The 18,913-nt window shown below is 63.5% G+C and carries 12 protein-coding genes; 10 read left to right on the forward strand and 2 right to left on the reverse strand.

What is annotated here, in order from left to right:
• The first annotated feature begins 85 nt into the window (after positions 1-85).
• Together PLANPX_RS27315 and PLANPX_RS12540 are read left to right on the forward strand one after the other, a co-directional pair.
• Positions 86-619, forward strand: a complete 534-nt coding sequence (locus PLANPX_RS27315; protein ID WP_172992025.1) for a hypothetical protein — start codon at positions 86-88, stop codon at positions 617-619.
• 196 nt (positions 620-815) lie between these two features.
• Positions 816-1,589: a DUF3050 domain-containing protein gene (locus tag PLANPX_RS12540; RefSeq protein ID WP_152099067.1), complete on the forward strand. Its 774-nt coding sequence runs from the start codon at positions 816-818 to the stop codon at positions 1,587-1,589.
• A 120-nt stretch (positions 1,590-1,709) separates the two neighbouring features.
• Here the strand turns inward: PLANPX_RS12540 and PLANPX_RS27980 are convergent, their stop codons facing one another.
• Positions 1,710-2,117, reverse strand: coding sequence for a winged helix-turn-helix domain-containing protein (locus PLANPX_RS27980; protein WP_232536382.1), 408 nt, complete (start codon positions 2,115-2,117; stop codon positions 1,710-1,712).
• A gap of 232 nt (positions 2,118-2,349) precedes the next feature.
• On the opposite strand from PLANPX_RS27980, the gene PLANPX_RS12555 reads away from it, so the two are divergent.
• Positions 2,350-2,883, forward strand: a complete 534-nt coding sequence (locus tag PLANPX_RS12555) for an MgtC/SapB family protein (RefSeq protein WP_152099068.1) — start codon at positions 2,350-2,352, stop codon at positions 2,881-2,883.
• Positions 2,884-3,045: 162 nt separating this feature from the next.
• On the opposite strand, the gene PLANPX_RS12560 is transcribed toward PLANPX_RS12555, so the two are convergent.
• Positions 3,046-3,372, reverse strand: coding sequence for an HU family DNA-binding protein (locus PLANPX_RS12560; protein WP_152099069.1), 327 nt, complete (start codon positions 3,370-3,372; stop codon positions 3,046-3,048).
• Between the two features lie 621 nt (positions 3,373-3,993).
• Between PLANPX_RS12560 and PLANPX_RS12565 the strand changes: the two genes are divergently transcribed.
• From PLANPX_RS12565 to PLANPX_RS12595, 7 genes are all read left to right on the forward strand, one after another.
• Positions 3,994-8,472, forward strand: a complete 4,479-nt coding sequence (locus PLANPX_RS12565; RefSeq protein WP_152099070.1) for a PQQ-binding-like beta-propeller repeat protein — start codon at positions 3,994-3,996, stop codon at positions 8,470-8,472.
• A gap of 33 nt (positions 8,473-8,505) precedes the next feature.
• On the forward strand, positions 8,506-9,546 hold the full coding sequence (locus PLANPX_RS12570) for a prenyltransferase/squalene oxidase repeat-containing protein (RefSeq protein ID WP_152099071.1): 1,041 nt from the start codon (positions 8,506-8,508) through the stop codon (positions 9,544-9,546).
• 130 nt (positions 9,547-9,676) lie between these two features.
• Positions 9,677-10,732 carry an AAA family ATPase gene (locus PLANPX_RS12575; RefSeq protein ID WP_152099072.1) on the forward strand — a complete coding sequence of 352 codons (1,056 nt, stop codon included), beginning with the start codon at positions 9,677-9,679 and terminating at the stop codon, positions 10,730-10,732.
• Complete coding sequence (locus PLANPX_RS12580; protein ID WP_152099073.1) at positions 10,698-11,597, forward strand: DUF58 domain-containing protein; 900 nt, start codon at positions 10,698-10,700, stop codon at positions 11,595-11,597. The genes PLANPX_RS12575 and PLANPX_RS12580 overlap by 35 nt, the downstream gene beginning before the upstream one ends.
• A 130-nt stretch (positions 11,598-11,727) precedes the next feature.
• Positions 11,728-13,953: a BatA domain-containing protein gene (locus tag PLANPX_RS12585; RefSeq protein ID WP_152099074.1), complete on the forward strand. Its 2,226-nt coding sequence runs from the start codon at positions 11,728-11,730 to the stop codon at positions 13,951-13,953.
• A complete protein-coding gene (locus tag PLANPX_RS12590; protein ID WP_152099075.1) occupies positions 13,950-16,517 on the forward strand; it encodes a hypothetical protein in 2,568 nt (855 codons plus the stop codon). The genes PLANPX_RS12585 and PLANPX_RS12590 overlap by 4 nt, the downstream gene beginning before the upstream one ends.
• Before the next feature lie 31 nt (positions 16,518-16,548).
• Positions 16,549-18,912 (forward strand): hypothetical protein, encoded by a 2,364-nt coding sequence (locus PLANPX_RS12595; RefSeq protein ID WP_152099076.1) that lies wholly within the window; start codon positions 16,549-16,551, stop codon positions 18,910-18,912.
• Position 18,913 lies beyond the last annotated feature (1 nt).

Here is an 18,913-nt window from a genome sequence, read left to right on the forward strand (position 1 = left end):
ATAGTTCCTCAGGGTGGCGAGCGTCGGCACTGGGGGCTGAAGCGCTCGTGTGTTTGGGTGTGATTTTCTAACCAAGGGTTCAGTCATGCGAAGAATTTTGATTGCGGCGGGCGTCATGGCGATTGGTTTCCTGGCGGGCGGAATGCTTGGAGTTGCCGAAGAGAGCAAGCCGGTTGATTTAACGAGTGCGCCAGCGGGGGATGGGACAAGCTTGATGGGGATGCTCAGCCCGTGGGCCTATCCCGACGCGACGTGGATCGAGGGAGCCTCGATGTCGGACGGAGGCAATCCGAAACTGCCGTCGGTGAACTGCAAGACCGTGCTCGTGACGCCTGACTCGTTCGAGGACGTCACGAAGTACTACGGCGAGAAGCTGAACATTGATGAGAAGGGGAACGACGCCGTGAAGAAGCCTCAGTTGGGTGGCGATGGCGGCCGGTCGGTGACGGTCGTTAACGACAGCGTTTTTGATGAGGGTGATGAGCGGCCGGTGAAGTTGCAGGTTATCACGGTGAACAAGCCTGAGTCGTCGACGACGCTGGTGATCAGTCGGGCGGCCGAGGAGCGGGAGACGCATATTGCGTGGTCGCACTTTCAGCGGGCGCCGGGCGAGAAGTGAATTGGGGGACGAGTCCGGGGGGAGCGGGCGTTTGGGCGAGGAGCGCGGTTAGTGGCTGAGCGGGTTGCCCCCGGTTTGAAGAACCGGGGGCTAAACAGCGTGGGGTGGCGTGGTATCTTTAGCGGTTCGGTGCGGCGGCTTGGCCGCGCACTGGGCCGTTTTCCGTTTGTACATCCGCTGAACCCTTGGCCGTTCCATGCCTGCCGTTGATTCGCTGCAAGAACTTCAGTTGCGGCTGCTGCCGCTGCGCACCACGCTGCTCGAACATCCCCTCTACCGCCGGATCAACGGCGCCGCGGCGCTGCGGACGTTTATGGAGCACCATGTGTACGCGGTGTGGGATTTCATGTCGCTGCTCAAGGCGCTGCAGCGGCAACTCACTTGCGTCGAGATTCCGTGGCGGCCGACGGCCGATCCGGCGGCGGCGCGATTGGTGAACGAGATCGTGCTCGGCGAAGAGACCGACGCGGATGGCGAAGGGGGCTATGCCAGCCACTTCGAACTGTACTTGCGGGCAATGCGCGATGCAGGAGCGAACACTGCGTCGATCGAGAAGTTTGTGAAGCACATCGACGAGGGGGCGGGGCTGGAGACGGCTCTGCAAGTCGCGAAGGTTCCGGCGGCGGCCGCGGAGTTCGTCGAGGCGACGTTCCACACGATCGAGCAGGGGAGCTTAAGCGGACTGGCGGCGGCGTTCACGTTCGGGCGCGAGGATTTATTGCCAAGCGTGTTTCAGAAGATCGTGGCGGAAGCCAATTCGACGGCGGGCGGATTTGGGCGGTTCGAGTTTTACCTCAAGCGCCACATCGAACTCGACGGCGACGAGCATGGACCGATGGCGGCGCGGTTGGTGCGATCGCTGTGCGGAAGCGACGCGGAGCATTGGCGGCAGGCGGAGGCGGGGGCGCTGGCCGCGCTGCGAGCACGGGTGAAGTTGTGGGACGGCGTGTTGCAGGCCGTAGGACCATAAAGCCGCGGCCGTTGGCCGCGGGTCTTTTGCAGCGCGATGATGGCGCGGATCACACGCGGCGGGAAGTAGCGCGGGGCGACGGTTGTTTTTGAGTCGCTCCGGCGGGTCGTTAACCCGCGGCTACTTGAGGGTGACCGTGGGGGTCTTCTTGCTCGCGTCGAGTTCGACTTTGTCCTCGCGGGCGAGCCAGCCGAGGGCGAGCAGCACATGATCGGCGGGAGCAGCGACCGCCTTTTTGAGGGCGGCGAGGGTGACGCCGCCGTTTTCGTTCGCCGAGAGGGCGCCCCAGACTTCGCCGGCGACGTGGCCAATCTCTTCAACGGTCAACGGGCGGGCCGACGCGGCTGGCGCCGCGGAAGTAGGGGCCTTCTTCTTCGGAGCAGCAGGCTTGGCGGCTTTGGCGGGCTTCGCTTCGGCCGGTTCGTTGAACAATGTCTTCGGAGCGGCAGCCGGCTTGGCAGCGCTCTTCGCGGGCTTCGCGGCGGCGGGCTTTTCTTTCTTCTCGTTCGATGCTTGTTTCTTGGCCACGGCAGTTTCTCCCCTCAATGCGCCGGCAAACCCACCCCAAGCTGCCTGGCATGGCTAAATGTCTCACTCCAACAGATCAGGAGTATACGGGGGACGGCTGGTTCGGCTCAAGCATGTTCATCGGCGAGATCTCCCGGCACGCGATTCGCTTTTCCCGTAAGCTGAACGCGGATACGACAGGTGTTTAATTGCGGCGGGGCATTCGCCGGCGCTTAAGGAGATTAACGGGCTGATGGTGCAAGAAATCATCGATGCAATTGCGGGGGAGTTCGACGACCTAGCCGATGCCGGGCAGGCGGCGGTGGTGGTCTTTCGGCTGTTTCTCGCCGCCATGCTGGGCGGGGCGCTCGGCTACGAGCGCGAGAGCGCCGGGAAAGCGGCGGGCGTGAGGACGCACATGTTGGTCGCAATCGGTGCGGCGATGTTTCTGATGGCGAACACGCTTGCCGGCGGGGGCGGGCCGGAGAACTCGCGGATTATCCAAGGGCTCGTCGCCGGCATCGGATTTCTGGGCGCCGGGGCGATCGTCAAAGGCAAGACGAACGAAGAAATTCACGGCCTGACGACGGCCGCGAGCATCTGGACGACGGCTGCGATCGGCATGACGGCCGGGTTGGGACACGCCTCAACGGCGATTCTGAGCACATTCTTCGCGCTGGTGATTCTGGCGGTCATGCAGCGGTGGTGCGGCGGGTTGCATCCGAACGGGCAGGGGCATCGCCATGGCGGGGCGCGGCATGAAGCGGACGCGCGGGAGAGAGAGTAGGGGAGCGGTTGGGGCGACGTTGTTTTTGGGTCGCTCCGGCGGGTCGTTGACCCGCGGCTACTTTGGAGTGTGATATACGCGCATAAAAAAACCGCCGAGCGGGCCTGGGGCGCGCTCGGCGGTTAATTTTTGCTCAGGCCTGGGCCAGCATCGCGGGTGCGATTAGGCCATGTCCTTCAGCTTCTTCAAGGCGCGAACCTTGACGATGTTCTTGGCGGGCTTGGCAGCCACGTCCATCATCTCGCCTGGCTTGAAGGGGTTCGGGACGTTCTTCTTGGCCGGTTGGGCCGGCTTGTGCTGGACCACGATCTTGCACAGACCGGGGATCGTGAAGGCTTGCGCGCCCTTCTTGCTGAGGGCCTTCGCGATTTCGTCCGACAGGGTGTCGAACACAGCCGAGACGTCCTTCTTGGCCACGCCGGTGGCTTCCGAGATGCTCGCGAAGATTTCAGTCTTGGTGGGCGGCTTCTTGGCAGGGGCTTTCGCCATGATCGGAACCTTCCTTAGTCAGTTTGAAAATTGGGTGGGGATGACACTTGTTTCGGGTGTGGCCCGGGGCCCCGGGCCTCGACGTACTAGCAATCTAGCACGCAACGTGCTGATTTAAGGGCGATAGCGGCTAAATTACAAGCCGAAAGTCGGCAAAAACCCTAGAAAAGCCGTGGTTTCCCCAACTTTCCTCCCAAAAGGCCCTAGAAAACTGGGGCTAAAGTTATGGGTGCCCCCGTTTTGGGCCGGAAAATAGGGGATTTGGCGGTGCGGACAGGCGCGGGCCCCCCAGGGCGGGGCTAACGGGCCGGCGGCGGTACGGATCGCTCAATTGCCATAATCGTTACCCGGTGTAAACTTAGATTGGGCAAGACGTTACGGGTGACGCCGGCGCCACGCGGCGAGGAATGCCGCCCGGCTGAGGTCACTCGGCCCAGAGGGCTCGCCCGAGCCTGCCACTGAGGGAATAGGGAGAAGGCGATGTCGAGCTGGAGGATCGGACGGACCGCTGGACGCATTCTAGCGGCGGGATGCACTCTCCAGCTGGCATGCGGGCTATTCAGTGGATTTGGCGACTCGGCCTTCGCTCAAGCGCCCGTCCCGCGAGTTCGCCGGACCGCCGTGATTCAACGGCCGTCTGAGGAGCCGATGGCGGGCGTGCAGCCGCCGACCGATCGGACGCTCAGCCGTGGCATGCAGCGCGCCGAGGAAAGCATTGCCGGCGGCGAATACTCGCAAGCGATTCGCTTTCTCGACGAGATTTTGGGACGCGACGAAGACTTTTTCGTCGAAACAGGCGACGCTGGCGAATATTCCGGAATGAAGCAGGCCGCACGGCGGCTCTTGCGAGATCTCCCGCCCGAAGGGCGGCAATCGTACGAGGAGTCGTACGGAGCGGAGGCGCAGCGGCAGCTCGAGGGGGCCATCGCGAGCGGCGATGCGACGGCGCTCGCCAAAGTTTCGCAGCGGTACCTGTTCACGCCCGCCGGCTACGAGGCCGCGCTGCTGCTGGCGATGGACGAGGCCGACGCTGGCCGGCATTTCTCGGCGGCTCTCGCCTATGAGCAACTGCTCGATGCGCCGGAAGCGGCGCGTCGCTTCGAGCCATCGCTCTCGATTCGCGCCGCTTCCAGTTGGTTGGCGGCGGGGGAAGAAGAAAAGGCGCGGGAGATTCTCGATCAGCTGATCGCCCGCGGCGAGCAGTCGATTGAGATTGCCGGGCGGACGCGGAAGCTCGATTCTCAGGCGGCCGCGATCGAGTGGTTGCGGAGCGTCGTGGGCGAGCCGACCGGAGCGATCGCGCAGCAAGAACGCCAATGGCTCACGTACCGCGGCAACGCGGCTCGCAATGGCTCAGTAAACGGCGGGCTTCCTCATTTGCGCGTGCGGTGGGAAGTGCGGCTGCTGGGGCCGCCGCGGTTGGAGACGATCTTCGAGAACCTCGTCGCTGAATTCATCCGCTCAGAGCAGCCTGCGCCCGTCGCGAGCAACGTCGTCGCCGCGGGCGACTACATCGTCACCCGCACGCCGCAGGGGGTGCTGGCGGTTGATTTCCGGACGGGAAAGCTCGTCTGGCGCAGCCAGCCACAGCGCGAGCAGACGCTCGACAACCTGATGCAATCGTCGCTGAGCGGCGACGAGCAAGCGGGCAATCCGGAACCATTACGCGCGTTCGCGCGTCGCGTTTGGGAAGACTACCTGTACGGCGTTGTGAGCAGCGATGGCGAGCGCATCTACGTCGTCAACAACCTCAACATGCCGGCGAATCAGCAATATGAGGTTTCGCCGATGTTGGGAGGCGATGCGTCGGCCGATCGCACGGCGACGAACCGCCTCACAGCGTACGATCTTGCGACGCAGGGCAAATTGTTGTGGGAGATCGACGGGCAGCGCACGGACGGGGAACTGCCAGGGACGTTCTTCCTGGGGGCGCCGTTGGCGGTTGGGCAATCGCTGTACGTGCTGGGAGAAGCGAGGAGCGCGGTGTATCTGATCGCGCTCGATCGCGAAACGGGCGTTGTCGAATGGCAGCAGCAGTTGGCAAGCCTGGAAGCGAGCGTCCAACTCGATCTACGGCGGCGGCTGCAATCGCTGTCACCCTCGTATGAGGGCGGGATTCTCGTTTGTCCGACGGGCGCCGGCGTGGTGATGGGCGTCGATCTGGCGAAACGCTCGTTTGCTTGGGCGTACCGCTTCGATTCGCAGTCGTCACTACCGAACTTTTATCCCGGTCGCGACGCCGGGAATCCCTTCAACCCCGCGAACAACTGGACCGACAATGCCGTGGCGATCGCTGACGGCAAAGTGTTGCTGACGCCGCCTGAATCGACGTCGCTCCACTGCCTGGAACTGGACAGCGGCAAGCTCCTGTGGAAGACCAAGCGGGACGAGATGAAGCGGCTTGCCTGCGTCGAAGGGGGCCGCGTATTGCTCGTCGGCAATCGAAAGGCCAAGGCGCTGCTGCTCGAGAACGGCAAGCCGGCTTGGAAGAAGGAGACGCTCGGGTTCGCCAACGGGGCGTTTCCGGCGGGCACCGGCTTCGTGAGCAACGGCAAGTATTTCCTGCCGCTGACTTCGGCCGAGGTGATCGCGATTGATCTGGCCGATGGTCGCGTGGCGGCGCGAACGGCGCCTGCGGACGGGGCTCCGCTGGGGAATCTCATTTGCCACCGCGGTTCGGTGATCTCGCAAAATGGCGAGTACCTCGACTGCTACGACCAGATCGACGTACTGCGCAAACGCTCGGAGCGAACGCTCAAGGAGAATCCCGACGACGTCGCCGCGCTGCGGACGTTGGGCGAGGTCGCGTTCAACGAAGGACGGCTCAGCGATGCGATCACGCTGCTTGAGCACGCTTATCGTGCAGCGCCGGATGAGTTGGAAACACGCGAGGTGTTGGCGGAGAGTTTGTCGGAAGCGCTCGACGTCGACTTCGCCGGCAATCGCGACAGGCTAACGCTCCTGCAGGAATTGACCGACGGCGGCGTCGCTCGGCGGGTGGCGACGTTGCGCATCGAAGCGAAAGGCCTGTTCGAGGTTGGCGAGTTGCTCGCCTCGGCGGACGCCTGCTTGAAGCTATACAAACTGCCGGAACCGGCGGACGAGTTGATGCCCATCAGCCGCGGCCACCAGACGACGGCCGCACGTTGGGTGCAGGCGCAATTGGCCGCGATTTGGGAGGCGGCGAACGACGAGCAGCGGGGCGAACTTAAAAGTCGCATCGATAACGAACTCGCTGGGCTCGGCGCCGAGCCGCGCGGCGAGGCCTTGGACCGATCGCTGGCGTTCTTCGGCAACCTGCCGATGACGGAATCGCTACGGCTGCTGAAAGCACGCGAGCTGGCGCTGGCGGGCCAATCGCTCAGCGCTCAGCAGATTTTTCTCGATCTCGCCGATTCTGCCGAGCCGCGCGTCCATCGCGAAGCGGTAGGCAGAATCGCCTGGCAACTGCATGAAGCAGGGCTGCACACGCTGGCGACGGCGTACGACGCGGAGTTGGCGGGACCGCTTGCCGACGAGGTGTGCTTCGATGAGTTTACCGGCCGGGCGCTCGTCGCGCGGTGGAAAGAAGCAACGCCGACCGATCCGAACGACTGGCCGCAGGGTCGCGTGATCGTGGCGGAGGCGCAAACCGCGCCGTCGATGGGCGCGCGGATGCGCTCGCCGACGTTTGGGATTCGGATGGAGCGGACGGATTCAATCCTCGGCTATTCGTCGCCGCAGTTCGCGCAACGCGGCAGCGAAGTGCTGGTGACCGACAACTACGGCCAGGAGTTCTTTCGCAGCAATCTCGAAGGCGAGAACCAAAGCATCTACCGGAGTTTCCCCGGCAACTTCTACAGCGTCTCGCGCGGCAATTTGTTGGTCGTCTCGCTGGGGACGCAATTGGCGGCGTTCAACACGCTGTCGGCGACGGATGCGTTGGCGCCGAGTTTGATGTGGCGCGCGAACATCGTGACGAACCTGAACTACGACCAGCCGATCGCGCAGGGCAACGCCGGCGGCAATGCGGCGCGGCCGGGTTCGTATCGAGCCGCGCGTGCGGCGGATGCGGAAGGCAAGCCAGTGGGCGTGATCGGCCCTGTCACCAGCCGCGGGGTGATTTTTCAAGACCAGCGACGGCTCGTCTGCTTGGACCCGACCACCGGCGAAGTTCGTTGGTCGCGAACCGACGTGCCGCGCGGCTGCGAACTGTTCGGCGACGACGACTATCTATTCGCCATTCCGCCCGACAAGATCGAAGCGCGCGTCTACAGTACGGTCGACGGCCGCTTCCTTGGCAAGCGCGTGACGAAGCCGTTCCGGGAGCAAGTTGTCTCGATCGGCCGGAATCTGCTTTGTTGGAAGACCTCAGGCAGTAAGGCGACGCTTACCTCGCTCGACATTTGGACGGGCGAGGTCGAGTGGTCGCAGGAATTTGCTTCCGGCGCGGCGATCGACGTCGACATGGGACGCTACGTCGCCGTCGCCGACGGCAAGGGACGCGTGGTGATCGTCGATGGAACCAACGGCGAAACGCTCGTCGACTATCAGGCGCCGGAGTCGCTGCGGGCGGATGAGCTCCACCTGCGCGTGGGGCAAGACGATTTTCTGCTGCTGGTGCGGGGGCCTTCCTCCATGAATCGCGGGCCCGAGATGCAAGGGTTCACGATGATGGAATCCCCGGTGATCAACGGCAACGCGCTGTTGTTTGACCGCCGCAGCGGCGAGATGCGGTGGAATCGGCCTGCGGAGATCGAGCAACAGGCTTACCCGCTGAATCAGCCGGTCGACTTGCCGTTCATCCTGTTCGCCGGCCACCTGCAGCGTGAAGGGAACGCCGGGCCGCGCACGGCGCTCTTGGCGCTCGATAAGGCGACGGGGCGGGCGATCATGCGGCGCGACGATTTGCCGATGAACAACGGCGGCACGATTGTCGCGCGGATTTCTGATGCGGCGCAACATCAGGCCGTCGTCGAAACAGCGGGGCGGACGTTTTTGTTGCAGTACACCGATCAGCACCGACCGCCGGAACCTCCCTCGCTTGCCGAGGTTGAATCTGAGCGAAAGGCGAGCGGCGGCGGCTTGATGGGCATCTTGTTCAAATTTGGTCGCGAGTAAACGGCCGTCGCAATTTCGGAAATTGACGCTCTGATGTTGAAACGGACCTTCACATGCTTGGCGGCGATGGCGTTGCTCGCGGGGATGCTCCGCGCGGCCGCGGCGCGCGTTCCCGACCCCGACGTGCAGGTCCACGTCGACGGCGGGTTGGCGTGGCTTGCCTCGCAACAGCGCCAACCCGGCCATTGGACCGCCCAGGAACGGTATCCGACCGCGATGACGGCTCTCGCCGGCATGGCGATGTTGTGCGAAGGGTCGACGACGACGCAGGGCAAGTACGCAGAGAATATTCGCCGGGCCGTCGGCTACCTCACCAATCGCAGCCGTCCGAACGGGTTGATTGGCGACGCTGACGACGATCACTACACCTATGGCCATGGCTTTGCCATGCTCTTCCTGTCGGAAGTGCTGGGCGAAGAAGAGGATGTGGAGCGGCGCGAGGAACTGATCCACGTGCTCACGAAGGCGGTGGAATTCACTGGCTACGCCCAGACGCCGGCCGGCGGTTGGGGGTACGTGAGCGCGAAGGACGGCGGAGGTTTCGACGAAGGCTCGACGACGATCACGCAAGTGCAGGGCCTCCGCGGCGCCCGCAACGCGGGGATTCCCGTGCCGAACGAGGTGATCGAAAAAGCCGTCAAGTACATCCATAATTGCACGTTGCCGGATGGGGCCGTGCAATACAGCTCGAAGGGCGGGGGAGGGCGGCCGGCGATTACGGCCGCGGCCGTCGCCTGCCTGTACAACGCCGGAGAATATGACGATGATTACGTGCCGCGAATGATGGAGTACTGCCGGAAGCACCTCGATCCCGCGGCGCAGGATAGTTTCGGTCATTGGCACTACGCTCACTTCTACTACTCGCAGGTGCAGTACCGCGAAGGAGGCGAAGCGTGGAATGACTATCGTGCGGCGGTGGAGAAGCGGATTCTCGCCGAGGCGACCGCCGTAAAGATTGGCGACGGCACGGCGTACACTTGGAACCAAGGGTACGTCGGGCCCGTCTATACGACGGCGCTGAACTTGATCATTTTGCAGTTGGACAACGCGTACTTACCGATTTACCAAAGGTGAGGGTTCAGGTGTCGGGGTTCAGGGTTCAGGAAATGCGGGAGCGAATTTCGCACTGAACCCTGAACCCTAACAACTGAACCCTTCCCGAACCCTGAATCCCGACACCTGAACCCTCCTAGAGATTTCCTGCATGAACGATTCCGCGGATGCCGTCGCCGACGGTCAGGTGATTGAAAAGCTCGGTTCGGCGGTCGAACGGATTCGGGGCCAGTTGGCTCAGGTGATCGTTGGGCAGAACGACGTCGTCGATCAACTCCTGATCAGCCTGTTCAGTCGCGGGCACTGTTTGCTCGAAGGCGTACCGGGGTTGGCGAAGACGTTGCTCATCAGCACGCTCGCGCGGACGATGAATCTGTCGTTCAGCCGCATTCAGTTCACTCCCGACCTGATGCCCGCCGATATCACCGGCACCGACATCATCGAGGAGAACCGCTCGACCGGTCAGCGCGAGATGCGGTTTCTTGAGGGTCCGCTGTTTTCGAACGTCATTCTGGCGGACGAAATCAACCGGACGCCGCCGAAGACGCAGGCCGCGCTGCTCGAAGCGATGCAAGAGCGGCAAGTGACGGTCGGCCGCGTGCGGCACCAGTTGAGCGATCCGTTCTTCGTGCTGGCGACGCAAAACCCGATCGAGCAGGAAGGAACCTATCCGCTGCCGGAAGCGCAGCAAGATCGTTTCATGTTCAAAGTGCTGGTGACGTACCCCAGCTTTGCGGAAGAATTTGAAGTCGCCCGGCGGACAACGTCAGCGATCACCGATACCGTCTCGTCGGTGATCTCGCCGGAAGAGATTCTCACGCTGCAGCGATTGGTGCGCGAAGTGCCGGTGAGCGATCACGTGATTCGCTACTCGTTGTCGCTGGTGCGGCAGACACGGGTCGGGGAGTCAGGGATTCCCGACTTTGTCGCCGATCAACTGGCATGGGGCGCCGGTCCGCGGGCCGTGCAGTTCCTCATCATCGGCGCCAAGGCCCGCGCGCTAATGGAGCGGCGGACGCACGTGACCGTCGACGACATTCAGGCGCTCGCCAAGCCGGTGCTGCGGCACCGCATCGTCGTCAACTTCGCCGCCGAGAGTGACGGCGTTACGTCAGACGACGTGATCGATCGGCTCATTCAGTCCACCCCAGCCCGCGAGGATGAATTGGCCAATGACGCCCGATTCAAAGCGATTTTTGCATCCTGAGGCGATTCGGCGGATCGGGCGCCTGGAGATTCGTGCACGGCACGTCGTCGAAGGGTTCATGAGCGGGATGCATCGCAGCCCGTACTTCGGCCGATCAATCGAATTCCTGCAGCACCGGCAATACGCCCCGGGGGACGATCTGCGCCACGTCGACTGGAAAGTCTGGGCGAAGGCCGATCGTCTGTATGTGAAGCAATTCGAAGAAGACGCCAGCATGCGCTGCACGCTGCTCGTCGACGTCTCGAAAAGCATGGAGTATGGCAGCGGGCCGCTGAACAAGTACGAGTACGCGGCGACGGCGGCGGTGAGCATCGCCTACCTGCTGCTGCGGCAGCACGACGCGGTGGCGTGCTTGGCGTTCGATGAGAAGATTCGCGCTCGCACGCCGATGCGGAGCACGCAGGTGCACTTGGCGTCGATCGTCCAGGCGCTCGATGCGAATCGGCCGCAGGCGAAGACCGATCCGGGCAACGTACTTCGGTTGATTGCGGAGGAGAACTATCGCCGCGGGCTGATCGTCGTCGTGTCGGACTTGCTCGGCGATCCGGCATCGACGCTGCGGGGGCTGCGGCTGCTGCGGCAGCGCGGGCACGACGTGCTCGTGTTGCATGTGATGGATGACGACGAGCTTGATTTTCCGTTTGATGGGCCAACGCGGTTCGAAGGTTTGGAGTTGCCGGCGCATCTCAACTGCAACCCGCGAGCGCTGCGTGAGGGGTACCTCGAAGCGGTGGAGAAGTTTGTCTCGACGTTACGGCATGGATGTGCTCGCGACGCGGTTGATTACGAGTTGATTCGAACGAGCCAACCGATGGACGCGGCGCTGGCGGCGTTTTTTAGCCGGCGGTTGGCGGCGCGGAAGTAATAAGGAGGTGATCGGTTACTGGTGATCAGTGATCGGTTAATCTCGGCAAGCATGGATCTCAGTAAATCGAAGGCCCTCGGGCACTATCAATTCCCGATCACCAATCAGCAGTAACTGATCACCCCACGACGTGTCGTTCCTACTCCCCACATTGCTGGCGTTCGGATTGCCGCTCATCGCGGCGCCGCTGGTGATCCATTTGATCAACCTGCGGCGGCATCGGCGGATCGAGTGGGCGGCGATGGACTTTCTGCTGGAGAGCCAGAAGCGGAACAAGAAGTGGATCGTCCTCAAGCAACTACTGCTGCTATTGCTGCGAACGGCGGCGATCGCAGCGGTGGTGTTCATGCTGGCTGGCCCAGTAATTAAATCGACCTGGGCCGGGCTCTTCGGCCGCGGGGTGACGCACCATTTGCTGTTGATCGACGACAGCTATTCGATGACCGATCATTGGGACGAGACCTCGGCGTTTGAGCAGGCGAAGCGCGTCGTCGCCGCCGTGTTGGAGCAAGCTCAGGGGCGGTCGGAGAATCAACTCGTCACACTGCTGCGGTTTTCGGAAGCACGTCGGCTCGCGGCCGGGGCTGGACCAGAGATTGATCGCCGTCCGCTCGACGCCGCGCTGCTCGCGGAACTGGAACGGACGCTGGGCGAGATGAAGGCGTCAGAAACGAACGCCGGGCCGATCGACGGGCTGCAAGCGGCGACGCGGTTGCCCGAGGCGGTCGAAGGCGAGACGCGGATCGCGTACCTCGTCACCGACTTCCGCCGGCCGCAGTGGGAAGAGCAAGCGCAGCTGCAGCAACTGATGACGGAGCTGCGCGAACGTGTCGGCGACTTACAACTCGTGCAGACCGTGTACGACGAGCGGCCGAACCTGGCGATCACGCGACTTGAGCCGGAGTCGGGCATTCGCGCGGCGGGCGTCGAGACGTGGATGGAACTGACCGTAGCGAATTACGGCAAGACGCCGGTCGCCGCCGTGACCGTAGCAGTCGAACAAGATGGCAATCGCTTGCCGGCGGTGGAGTTCGACGAGATTCCCGCGGGCGAGAAGGCGACGCGGCGGTTCCGCGTGACCTTCCCGACCGCCGGCCCGCACGAACTGACGGCGGGGCTCGAAAGCGATGCGGTGCTCACCGACAACAAGCGTTACTTCGCCGCCGAGATTCCGCCGGTGTTTCCGGTGCTGGTGATCGACGGTTCGGCGAACGGCGACGACGGCTACTACCTGCGGACAGCGCTCAGCCCTGGCGGAAAGAACGTCGGCGGCTGGAATCCGCAGGTCGAGCCGCCGAGCTATCTGCGGAACCACGAAGCGCTCGCCAACTACGCGGTGATCGTGCTGCTCGATGTGCCGCGGCTCGACGACGCCGAAGTCGAAGTGCTGGAGTCGTACGTGCGCAGCGGCGGCGGACTGGCAATTTTTGTTGGGCCGCAATCGCAACAGCCGTTTTATAACGATCAACTCTTCGCCGATGGCGCGGGACTGCTGCCGGCGCCGCTGAATGTTCCATCGCAGCTGTTACGCGATCCATCGGAAGCGGGCGCCGACGTTCGCGTTGCCGAGCATCCGATCTTCCGCGTCTTCGCCGGGCAGCGCAACAGTTTTCTGTCGGTGGCGAACGTTGATTTCTATTACGCACTCGATCCGAACTGGAAGATTCCGGAGTCGGGTGACGTGAGCGCAATCGCAACGCTGCGCAATGGCGCTCCGCTAGCCCTGGAGAAGAAGTTCGGCGAAGGACGCGTGCTGCTTCACTTAGCGAAGCTGGCCCCGACGCCGACCGATCAAGGGATTTGGACGAACTGGAGTCTTAATCCCGTGTTCCCGATCTACGCAAACGAACTCGTCGGTTACCTGTCGGCGACGCGGCGGCGATTCGATGTGCGGGGCGTCGACGAACCGATCAAACTAGCGTTGCCTGAGGCGGCGTATTTGCCTGAAGTAAAAGTTCGCGCGCCGGGCGTTGGCGAAAGCAACGCAACGCCGATCGTGGCTGCGGCGAAGGAAGGTGTTTACGAGATCACGGCGCCGGGGCAACCGCGGAGCGGCGTGTGGCGGTTTGAGCTGACGACGCGCGAAGGAAAGCCGCAGGTCCGTTACGTCGCGGTGAACGTGCCGACCGGCGAAGGGGAACTCGCGATTTTGCCGCAGAGCGAACTGGCCGAGCGGCTGCCGGGCGTGGAGTATCGCTACGCTCTCGCGTCGGAGTTCACGAAGGCTGACGACGAGTTGGAAGGGTACCAGCTGGGCGATGCGTTTCTTTACGCATTGGCGGCGATTCTCATCTTCGAGCAGTTGCTGGCTGTCTCAGCGAGTTACCATCCGGCCGCGGCCAGGAGCGCCGCATGATCGCCTGGAACCGCTTGTTGCTGCTCGCGCTGGAGACCGCGAAGTCGCCTGGAGCGGCCACCGATCCGCCAATGCCGACGCCGACGGCTGCACCCACGACTGGCGAGGGGCTGACGAGCTACCGGTTCGGCCGGCTGGAGCAGTTCGACGATCCGCGGTGGCTATGGCTCGGTGTCGCGGTGGCGGCCGTGCTGCTTGTGTTGTTCGTCGTATGGCAGTATCGCCGCGAGCGTTCGGCGCTGCCGACTTGGGCGACGTTCGCGCTGGGGGCGTTGCGATTGGCGGCATTCGCGGGGGCGATCTTGTTTTTTCTCGATCCGCTCAAGCGGACCGATCAGGAGATTGTCACCGAATCGCGCGTGACGGTGCTCGTCGACGCCAGCCAGAGTATGGCGGTGGAAGATGAGAAGAGCGGCGATGACGGCGTGAGCCGCAGCGGGGCGGTGCTGCAGGTGCTGGCCGACTCGCCGTTAATCAAAGAATTGCGCAGCCAGCACGACGTGACGGTAAAGGTATTCGACGCCGAAGTCCGCCGCATCCAACAATGGAAGCGCGACAAAGCCGCGACCGGCGGTCGCGGGCATTCGCCGGACGGGGCCGCCACTGAATCGAGTGATGACGGCGACGGCGCGCGTGATGCCGGCCGTGATGAAGACCGCGACCAACGGTCGCGGCTTTTTGAAGCAGGGAAACCCATTGGCGCCGAAACGCGGCTCGGCGATGCGTTGGCGGCGACGCTCGCAGAACCGGCGGCGGGGAAGCTTGCGGGAGTGTTTACGTTCTCCGATGGCGGGCAAAACCTCGGCGTCGATCCGCTCGCCGTTGCCGATGCCGCGGCTGTTGCCAAAACGCCAATCATCACGGTTGGCGTCGGTTCAACGGCGCCGCGGCGCAACTTGCGGCTGCAAGAATTGATCGCGCCGTCGCGGGCTTACCCTGAAGACAAGGTAGCCGTGCGAGCGCTCGTCCAAGGCGAAGGGTACGCGGGGCGTTCGTTCGACGTGGAACTCTACGCCCGCGAGGGCGAAGGGAGTGCCGAGGTTCGCATCGGCCAGGAGTCGGTAACGCTCAACGCCGACGGCGAGACCGTGCCGGTGGAGTTCGACATCGAACCGTCGGCAATCGGGCGTTTGGAATTGGAGGCCCGCCTCGTTGCGCCGCCTGACGACCAGTACAGCGACGACAATCGCCGTACGGCGGAAATCGACGTCGTCGAGACGAGCACGAAGGTGCTGCTCATCGCGAGCGGAGCGACCCGCGACTATCGCTTCCTGCGGAACCAACTGAAGCGCGACCGGCATGCCAACGTCGACGTCTGGCTGCAGATGTCGCCCCCCGGGATCTCGCAAGACGCCGATAAGGTGCTGCAAGAGTTCCCGAAGACGAAGGACGAACTGTTCGACTACGACGTCATCGTCGCGTTCGACCCCGACTGGACGCAACTCGACGCACAGCAGGTCGATTTGCTCGAGCAGTGGGTCGCCGAGGAAGCGGGCGGCATGATCGTCGTCGCGGGGCCGGTCCACACGGCGACATGGGCTCAGAGCCCCGAGCATGGCAAGATTCGCGCGCTCTACCCCGTCGAGTTCCAACGACGGATGGGGTTGCTCGACGACGGACTATACGGCTCGCCGACGCCTTGGCAGATTGATTTCACGCGCGAAGGGATGGAGGCCGACTTCCTGTGGCTCGGCGATACGCCGGAAGAGAATCGCGCGCGGTGGGGACGCTTCCCGGGCGTCTTCGGTTGCTATGCGGTGAAGGGGCCGAAGCCTGGCGCGCAGGTCTACGGGCGGTACAGCGACCCCGAAGCGGGGATCTCGACCGAACGGCCGGTTTACTTTGCGGATCAGTTCTATGGCGCCGGCCGCGTCTTCTACATGGGGAGCGGCGAGCTGTGGCGGTTGCGGACGCTCGATCCTGGCTACTACGAACGACTCTACACGCAACTCGTGCGGCACGTGAGCCAAGGGCGATTGCTGCGCGGCTCGTCGACCGGCCGGTTACTGGTCGAGCGCGATCGGTACTTCGTCGGCGATACGGTGGTGGTGCGGGCGCAGCTGAGCACGCCCGATCGCGAACCGTTGGTGGCGCCGCGCGTTTCGGCGAGAGTCACGGGGCCGAACAACGCCGGGCTGAACGTCGAACTGATTGCCGACGAAAGCCGGCCGGGGAACTTCGTGGGGCAGTTCACCGTCTCAAACGAAGGTTCGTATCGTATTGAACTGTCACCGCCCGGCGATCCGGGCGAGTCGCTGGTGAAGCGGATTACCGCGGCGGTGCCGGACTTGGAGTTTGCCGAGACGCGGCGGAATGAAGCACTGCTCACGGCGATCGCGGCCCGGTCGGGTGGCAAGTATTACGCGAGCCCCACGCTCGCGGCGACTGGCGACAGTGGTCTGCCGGCGGCGGGAACGCTCATTGAAAGTCAGGCGAAGACCGAGATTGTGCGCGGCCAACCAGATAAGGCGTTTGCGGAGTCGCTCCATCGCTGGTTGCTGGCGGGCATTTGCGGGGCACTCTGCTTGGAATGGTTGCTCAGACGGTTATTGAAATTGGCGTAAGCGTTTAACGTGAGAGAGATTGACTGACGAAATGGCTACGGCGTCGTTACCCTTCGAAATTCCGCGTCCGGTCGCGCAGAAAGTGTCGCGACTGCGGATGCTGGTGCGGCTGTACAGCCTCGCCGAAGGGTTCGCAGCGGTGGCAATTGTCGCGGCGCTGGCGTTCTGGCTGGGGCTGGCGATCGATTGGATGTTCGAGCCGTCGGCCGGCATGCGGATTCTCATGTGGCTGGCGGCAATCTTCTCGGTGCTGGTGACCGGCTGGCGGTACATCGGGCGGCGGCTGTTCGCGCCGCTGCCGGATGATAGCCTTGCGCTGCTGGTTGAACGGCAGTACCCGCAGTTGCGCGAGGGAATGATCACCACCGTTCAAGCGGCGGGCGTTCGCGCGGGGATCGCGCGGGATGCGGAAGCGGTTGATGCGACCGACCTCGAGCATTCGCATGGCCATGGCGAGCAGTCGGCCCTGGCCGGCGCCAATCGCGAGTTGATCGACGCCGCGGGGCGCAATGCTGCGGCGGCGATGCAACAAGTTTCGCTGCGGCGGGTGTTCGACATGCGGCCGCTCGCACGCAAAGGTGCGACTGCCATCGGTTTGTGCGCGGCGATGGCGATCTTCGCGCTGACGCAGCGCGGGGCGTTTGATTTCTATCTCGATCGGCTCGCCCTCAGCAAGCAGCTCTGGCCGCGCCGCGTGCAGCTTACCGTCGTTGGGTTCGAAGATCGCGAGAATGCCGACGTGGTGAACGTCGCCCGCGATGATGATTTTGAGTTGACGGTGCTGGCGTCGATCGTCGGCAAGCATACAGCGCCAGACGAAGTCGAGATCCGCTGGCGGCGTCCGAGCGACGGCGGCCGCGGCAACGGCCCGATGCTGAAGATCGGCCAGGCCGAGCCGGGCCGCGACGAAGCGCAGGAATACAACTACACCTTCAAGGTGAGCAGCGATATCGAGTTCGACGTCATCGGCGGCGACGATCGGATTCGCAACCTACGGCTGCGGGCGGTCGAGCGGCCGGCGATCACGCGGGTTTGGCTCGAGGTAGATTACCCGAAGTATATGGAGCGCGAGCCGCGGTCGGTACCGGTGAGCGGCAGGGCCGAGTTGCCGGAGGGCGCCAAGGCGGTCTGCCGGATTCAGGCAAACAAACCGCTCGTCGCGGCGACGGTGCGCGACTCGACGGCGCAAACGAATTTGGCGACGACGATCGACGACAAGAACGCCAAAGAGTTCAGCTTCGAGATTCCCGCTGCGTCGAGCGATCAGGTCTTTAGCATTTCGCTACGCGACGCCGATGGCGTCGAGAATCGCGATCCGTTCCGGTTGCCGGTCTTGGTGCTGCCCGACCAATTGCCCGAAGCGTCGGTGGCGTTGCGCGGGATTGGTTCGGCGATCACTCCGCAGGCGCGGATCATGCTAGCGGGGAACGTGTCGGACGACTACGGCCTCGAAGAGGCGTGGTTCGAATATATGGTGAACGAAGGCGCCGCGAGTCGCCGACCGTTGCGGACGCAACCGGATGGCCTCACCAACCTCGCGCTGACGGAATCATTCGACTTAGCCGATGCCGATCCGCAGACGAAGCAGCCGCTCGTGGCGGTGGCGCCGGGGCAAAAACTGTCGCTCGCGGTGAAGGTTCGCGACGCTTACGACTTGGGGGCGGAACCCCATATCGGGGGGAGCCAGCGGTTTGTGCTCGACGTCGTCACGCCGTCGGAATTGCGGGCGATTTTGGAACGCCGCGAGCTCGGGCTGCGGCAGCGGTTCGAAGCGATCCACGAGAAAATGGTGGCCGTCCGCGAGCTGCTCGACCGCATTGATCTTGCCGCGGCGACGCCACAGGCGGACGATACTGCGAACGCTGCGGGCGAGACCGATGCCGCCCCGGCGAACGATGAGAGCAACGCCTCGGCAACAGAACACGAACGAATCCGACAGCGCGACTTGTCGCGCATCGGCGGCGCGCGGCAGAGCTCGACGCAGATAGCGTTCGAAACAGGCGGCGTGGCGACCGGGTTCGACGACATCGTCGCCGAGTTGATCAACAACCGCGTCGATACGGAGGAGTTGAAGGAACGGCTCGAAGGGGGCATTTCCGAACCGCTGAAGGAGATCAGCGGCGAGTTGTTGCCGGCGTTTGAAAAGGAGCTCGAAACACTGGAAACGGCCTACGAAGCGGGGCCAGCCGAGGCGGCGGAGCCGCTGGCGGCGGCGAAAGCGGCGGCTCAAACGGCCGAAGAAGCAATGAAAGCCGTGTTAGATCGTATGCTGGAGCTGGAAGACTACAATGAATTGGTCGAGTTGCTGCGGGGCATCGTGAAGGATCAAGAGCAGCTCAAAGAGCGGACGCAGCAAGAGCAACGCGACAAACTAAAGGGCCTGCTGGAAGATTAGG

The organism is Lacipirellula parvula (assembly GCF_009177095.1).
Classification (GTDB): Bacteria; Planctomycetota; Planctomycetia; order Pirellulales; family Lacipirellulaceae; genus Lacipirellula; species Lacipirellula parvula.

What these genes read in the sequence shown, in the direction of transcription:
- PLANPX_RS12575 (WP_152099072.1), top strand. Translation starts at nt 9,677, where the DNA reads ATGAACGATTCCGCGGATGCCGTCGCCGACGGTCAGGTGATTGAAAAG.
- PLANPX_RS12570 (WP_152099071.1), top strand. Translation starts at nt 8,506, where the DNA reads ATGTTGAAACGGACCTTCACATGCTTGGCGGCGATGGCGTTGCTCGCG.
- PLANPX_RS27315 (WP_172992025.1), top strand. Translation starts at nt 86, where the DNA reads ATGCGAAGAATTTTGATTGCGGCGGGCGTCATGGCGATTGGTTTCCTG.
- PLANPX_RS12555 (WP_152099068.1), top strand. Translation starts at nt 2,350, where the DNA reads ATGGTGCAAGAAATCATCGATGCAATTGCGGGGGAGTTCGACGACCTA.
- PLANPX_RS12540 (WP_152099067.1), top strand. Translation starts at nt 816, where the DNA reads ATGCCTGCCGTTGATTCGCTGCAAGAACTTCAGTTGCGGCTGCTGCCG.
- PLANPX_RS12560 (WP_152099069.1), bottom strand. Translation starts at nt 3,372, where the DNA reads ATGGCGAAAGCCCCTGCCAAGAAGCCGCCCACCAAGACTGAAATCTTC.
- PLANPX_RS12580 (WP_152099073.1), top strand. Translation starts at nt 10,698, where the DNA reads ATGACGCCCGATTCAAAGCGATTTTTGCATCCTGAGGCGATTCGGCGG.
- PLANPX_RS12595 (WP_152099076.1), top strand. Translation starts at nt 16,549, where the DNA reads ATGGCTACGGCGTCGTTACCCTTCGAAATTCCGCGTCCGGTCGCGCAG.
- PLANPX_RS12590 (WP_152099075.1), top strand. Translation starts at nt 13,950, where the DNA reads ATGATCGCCTGGAACCGCTTGTTGCTGCTCGCGCTGGAGACCGCGAAG.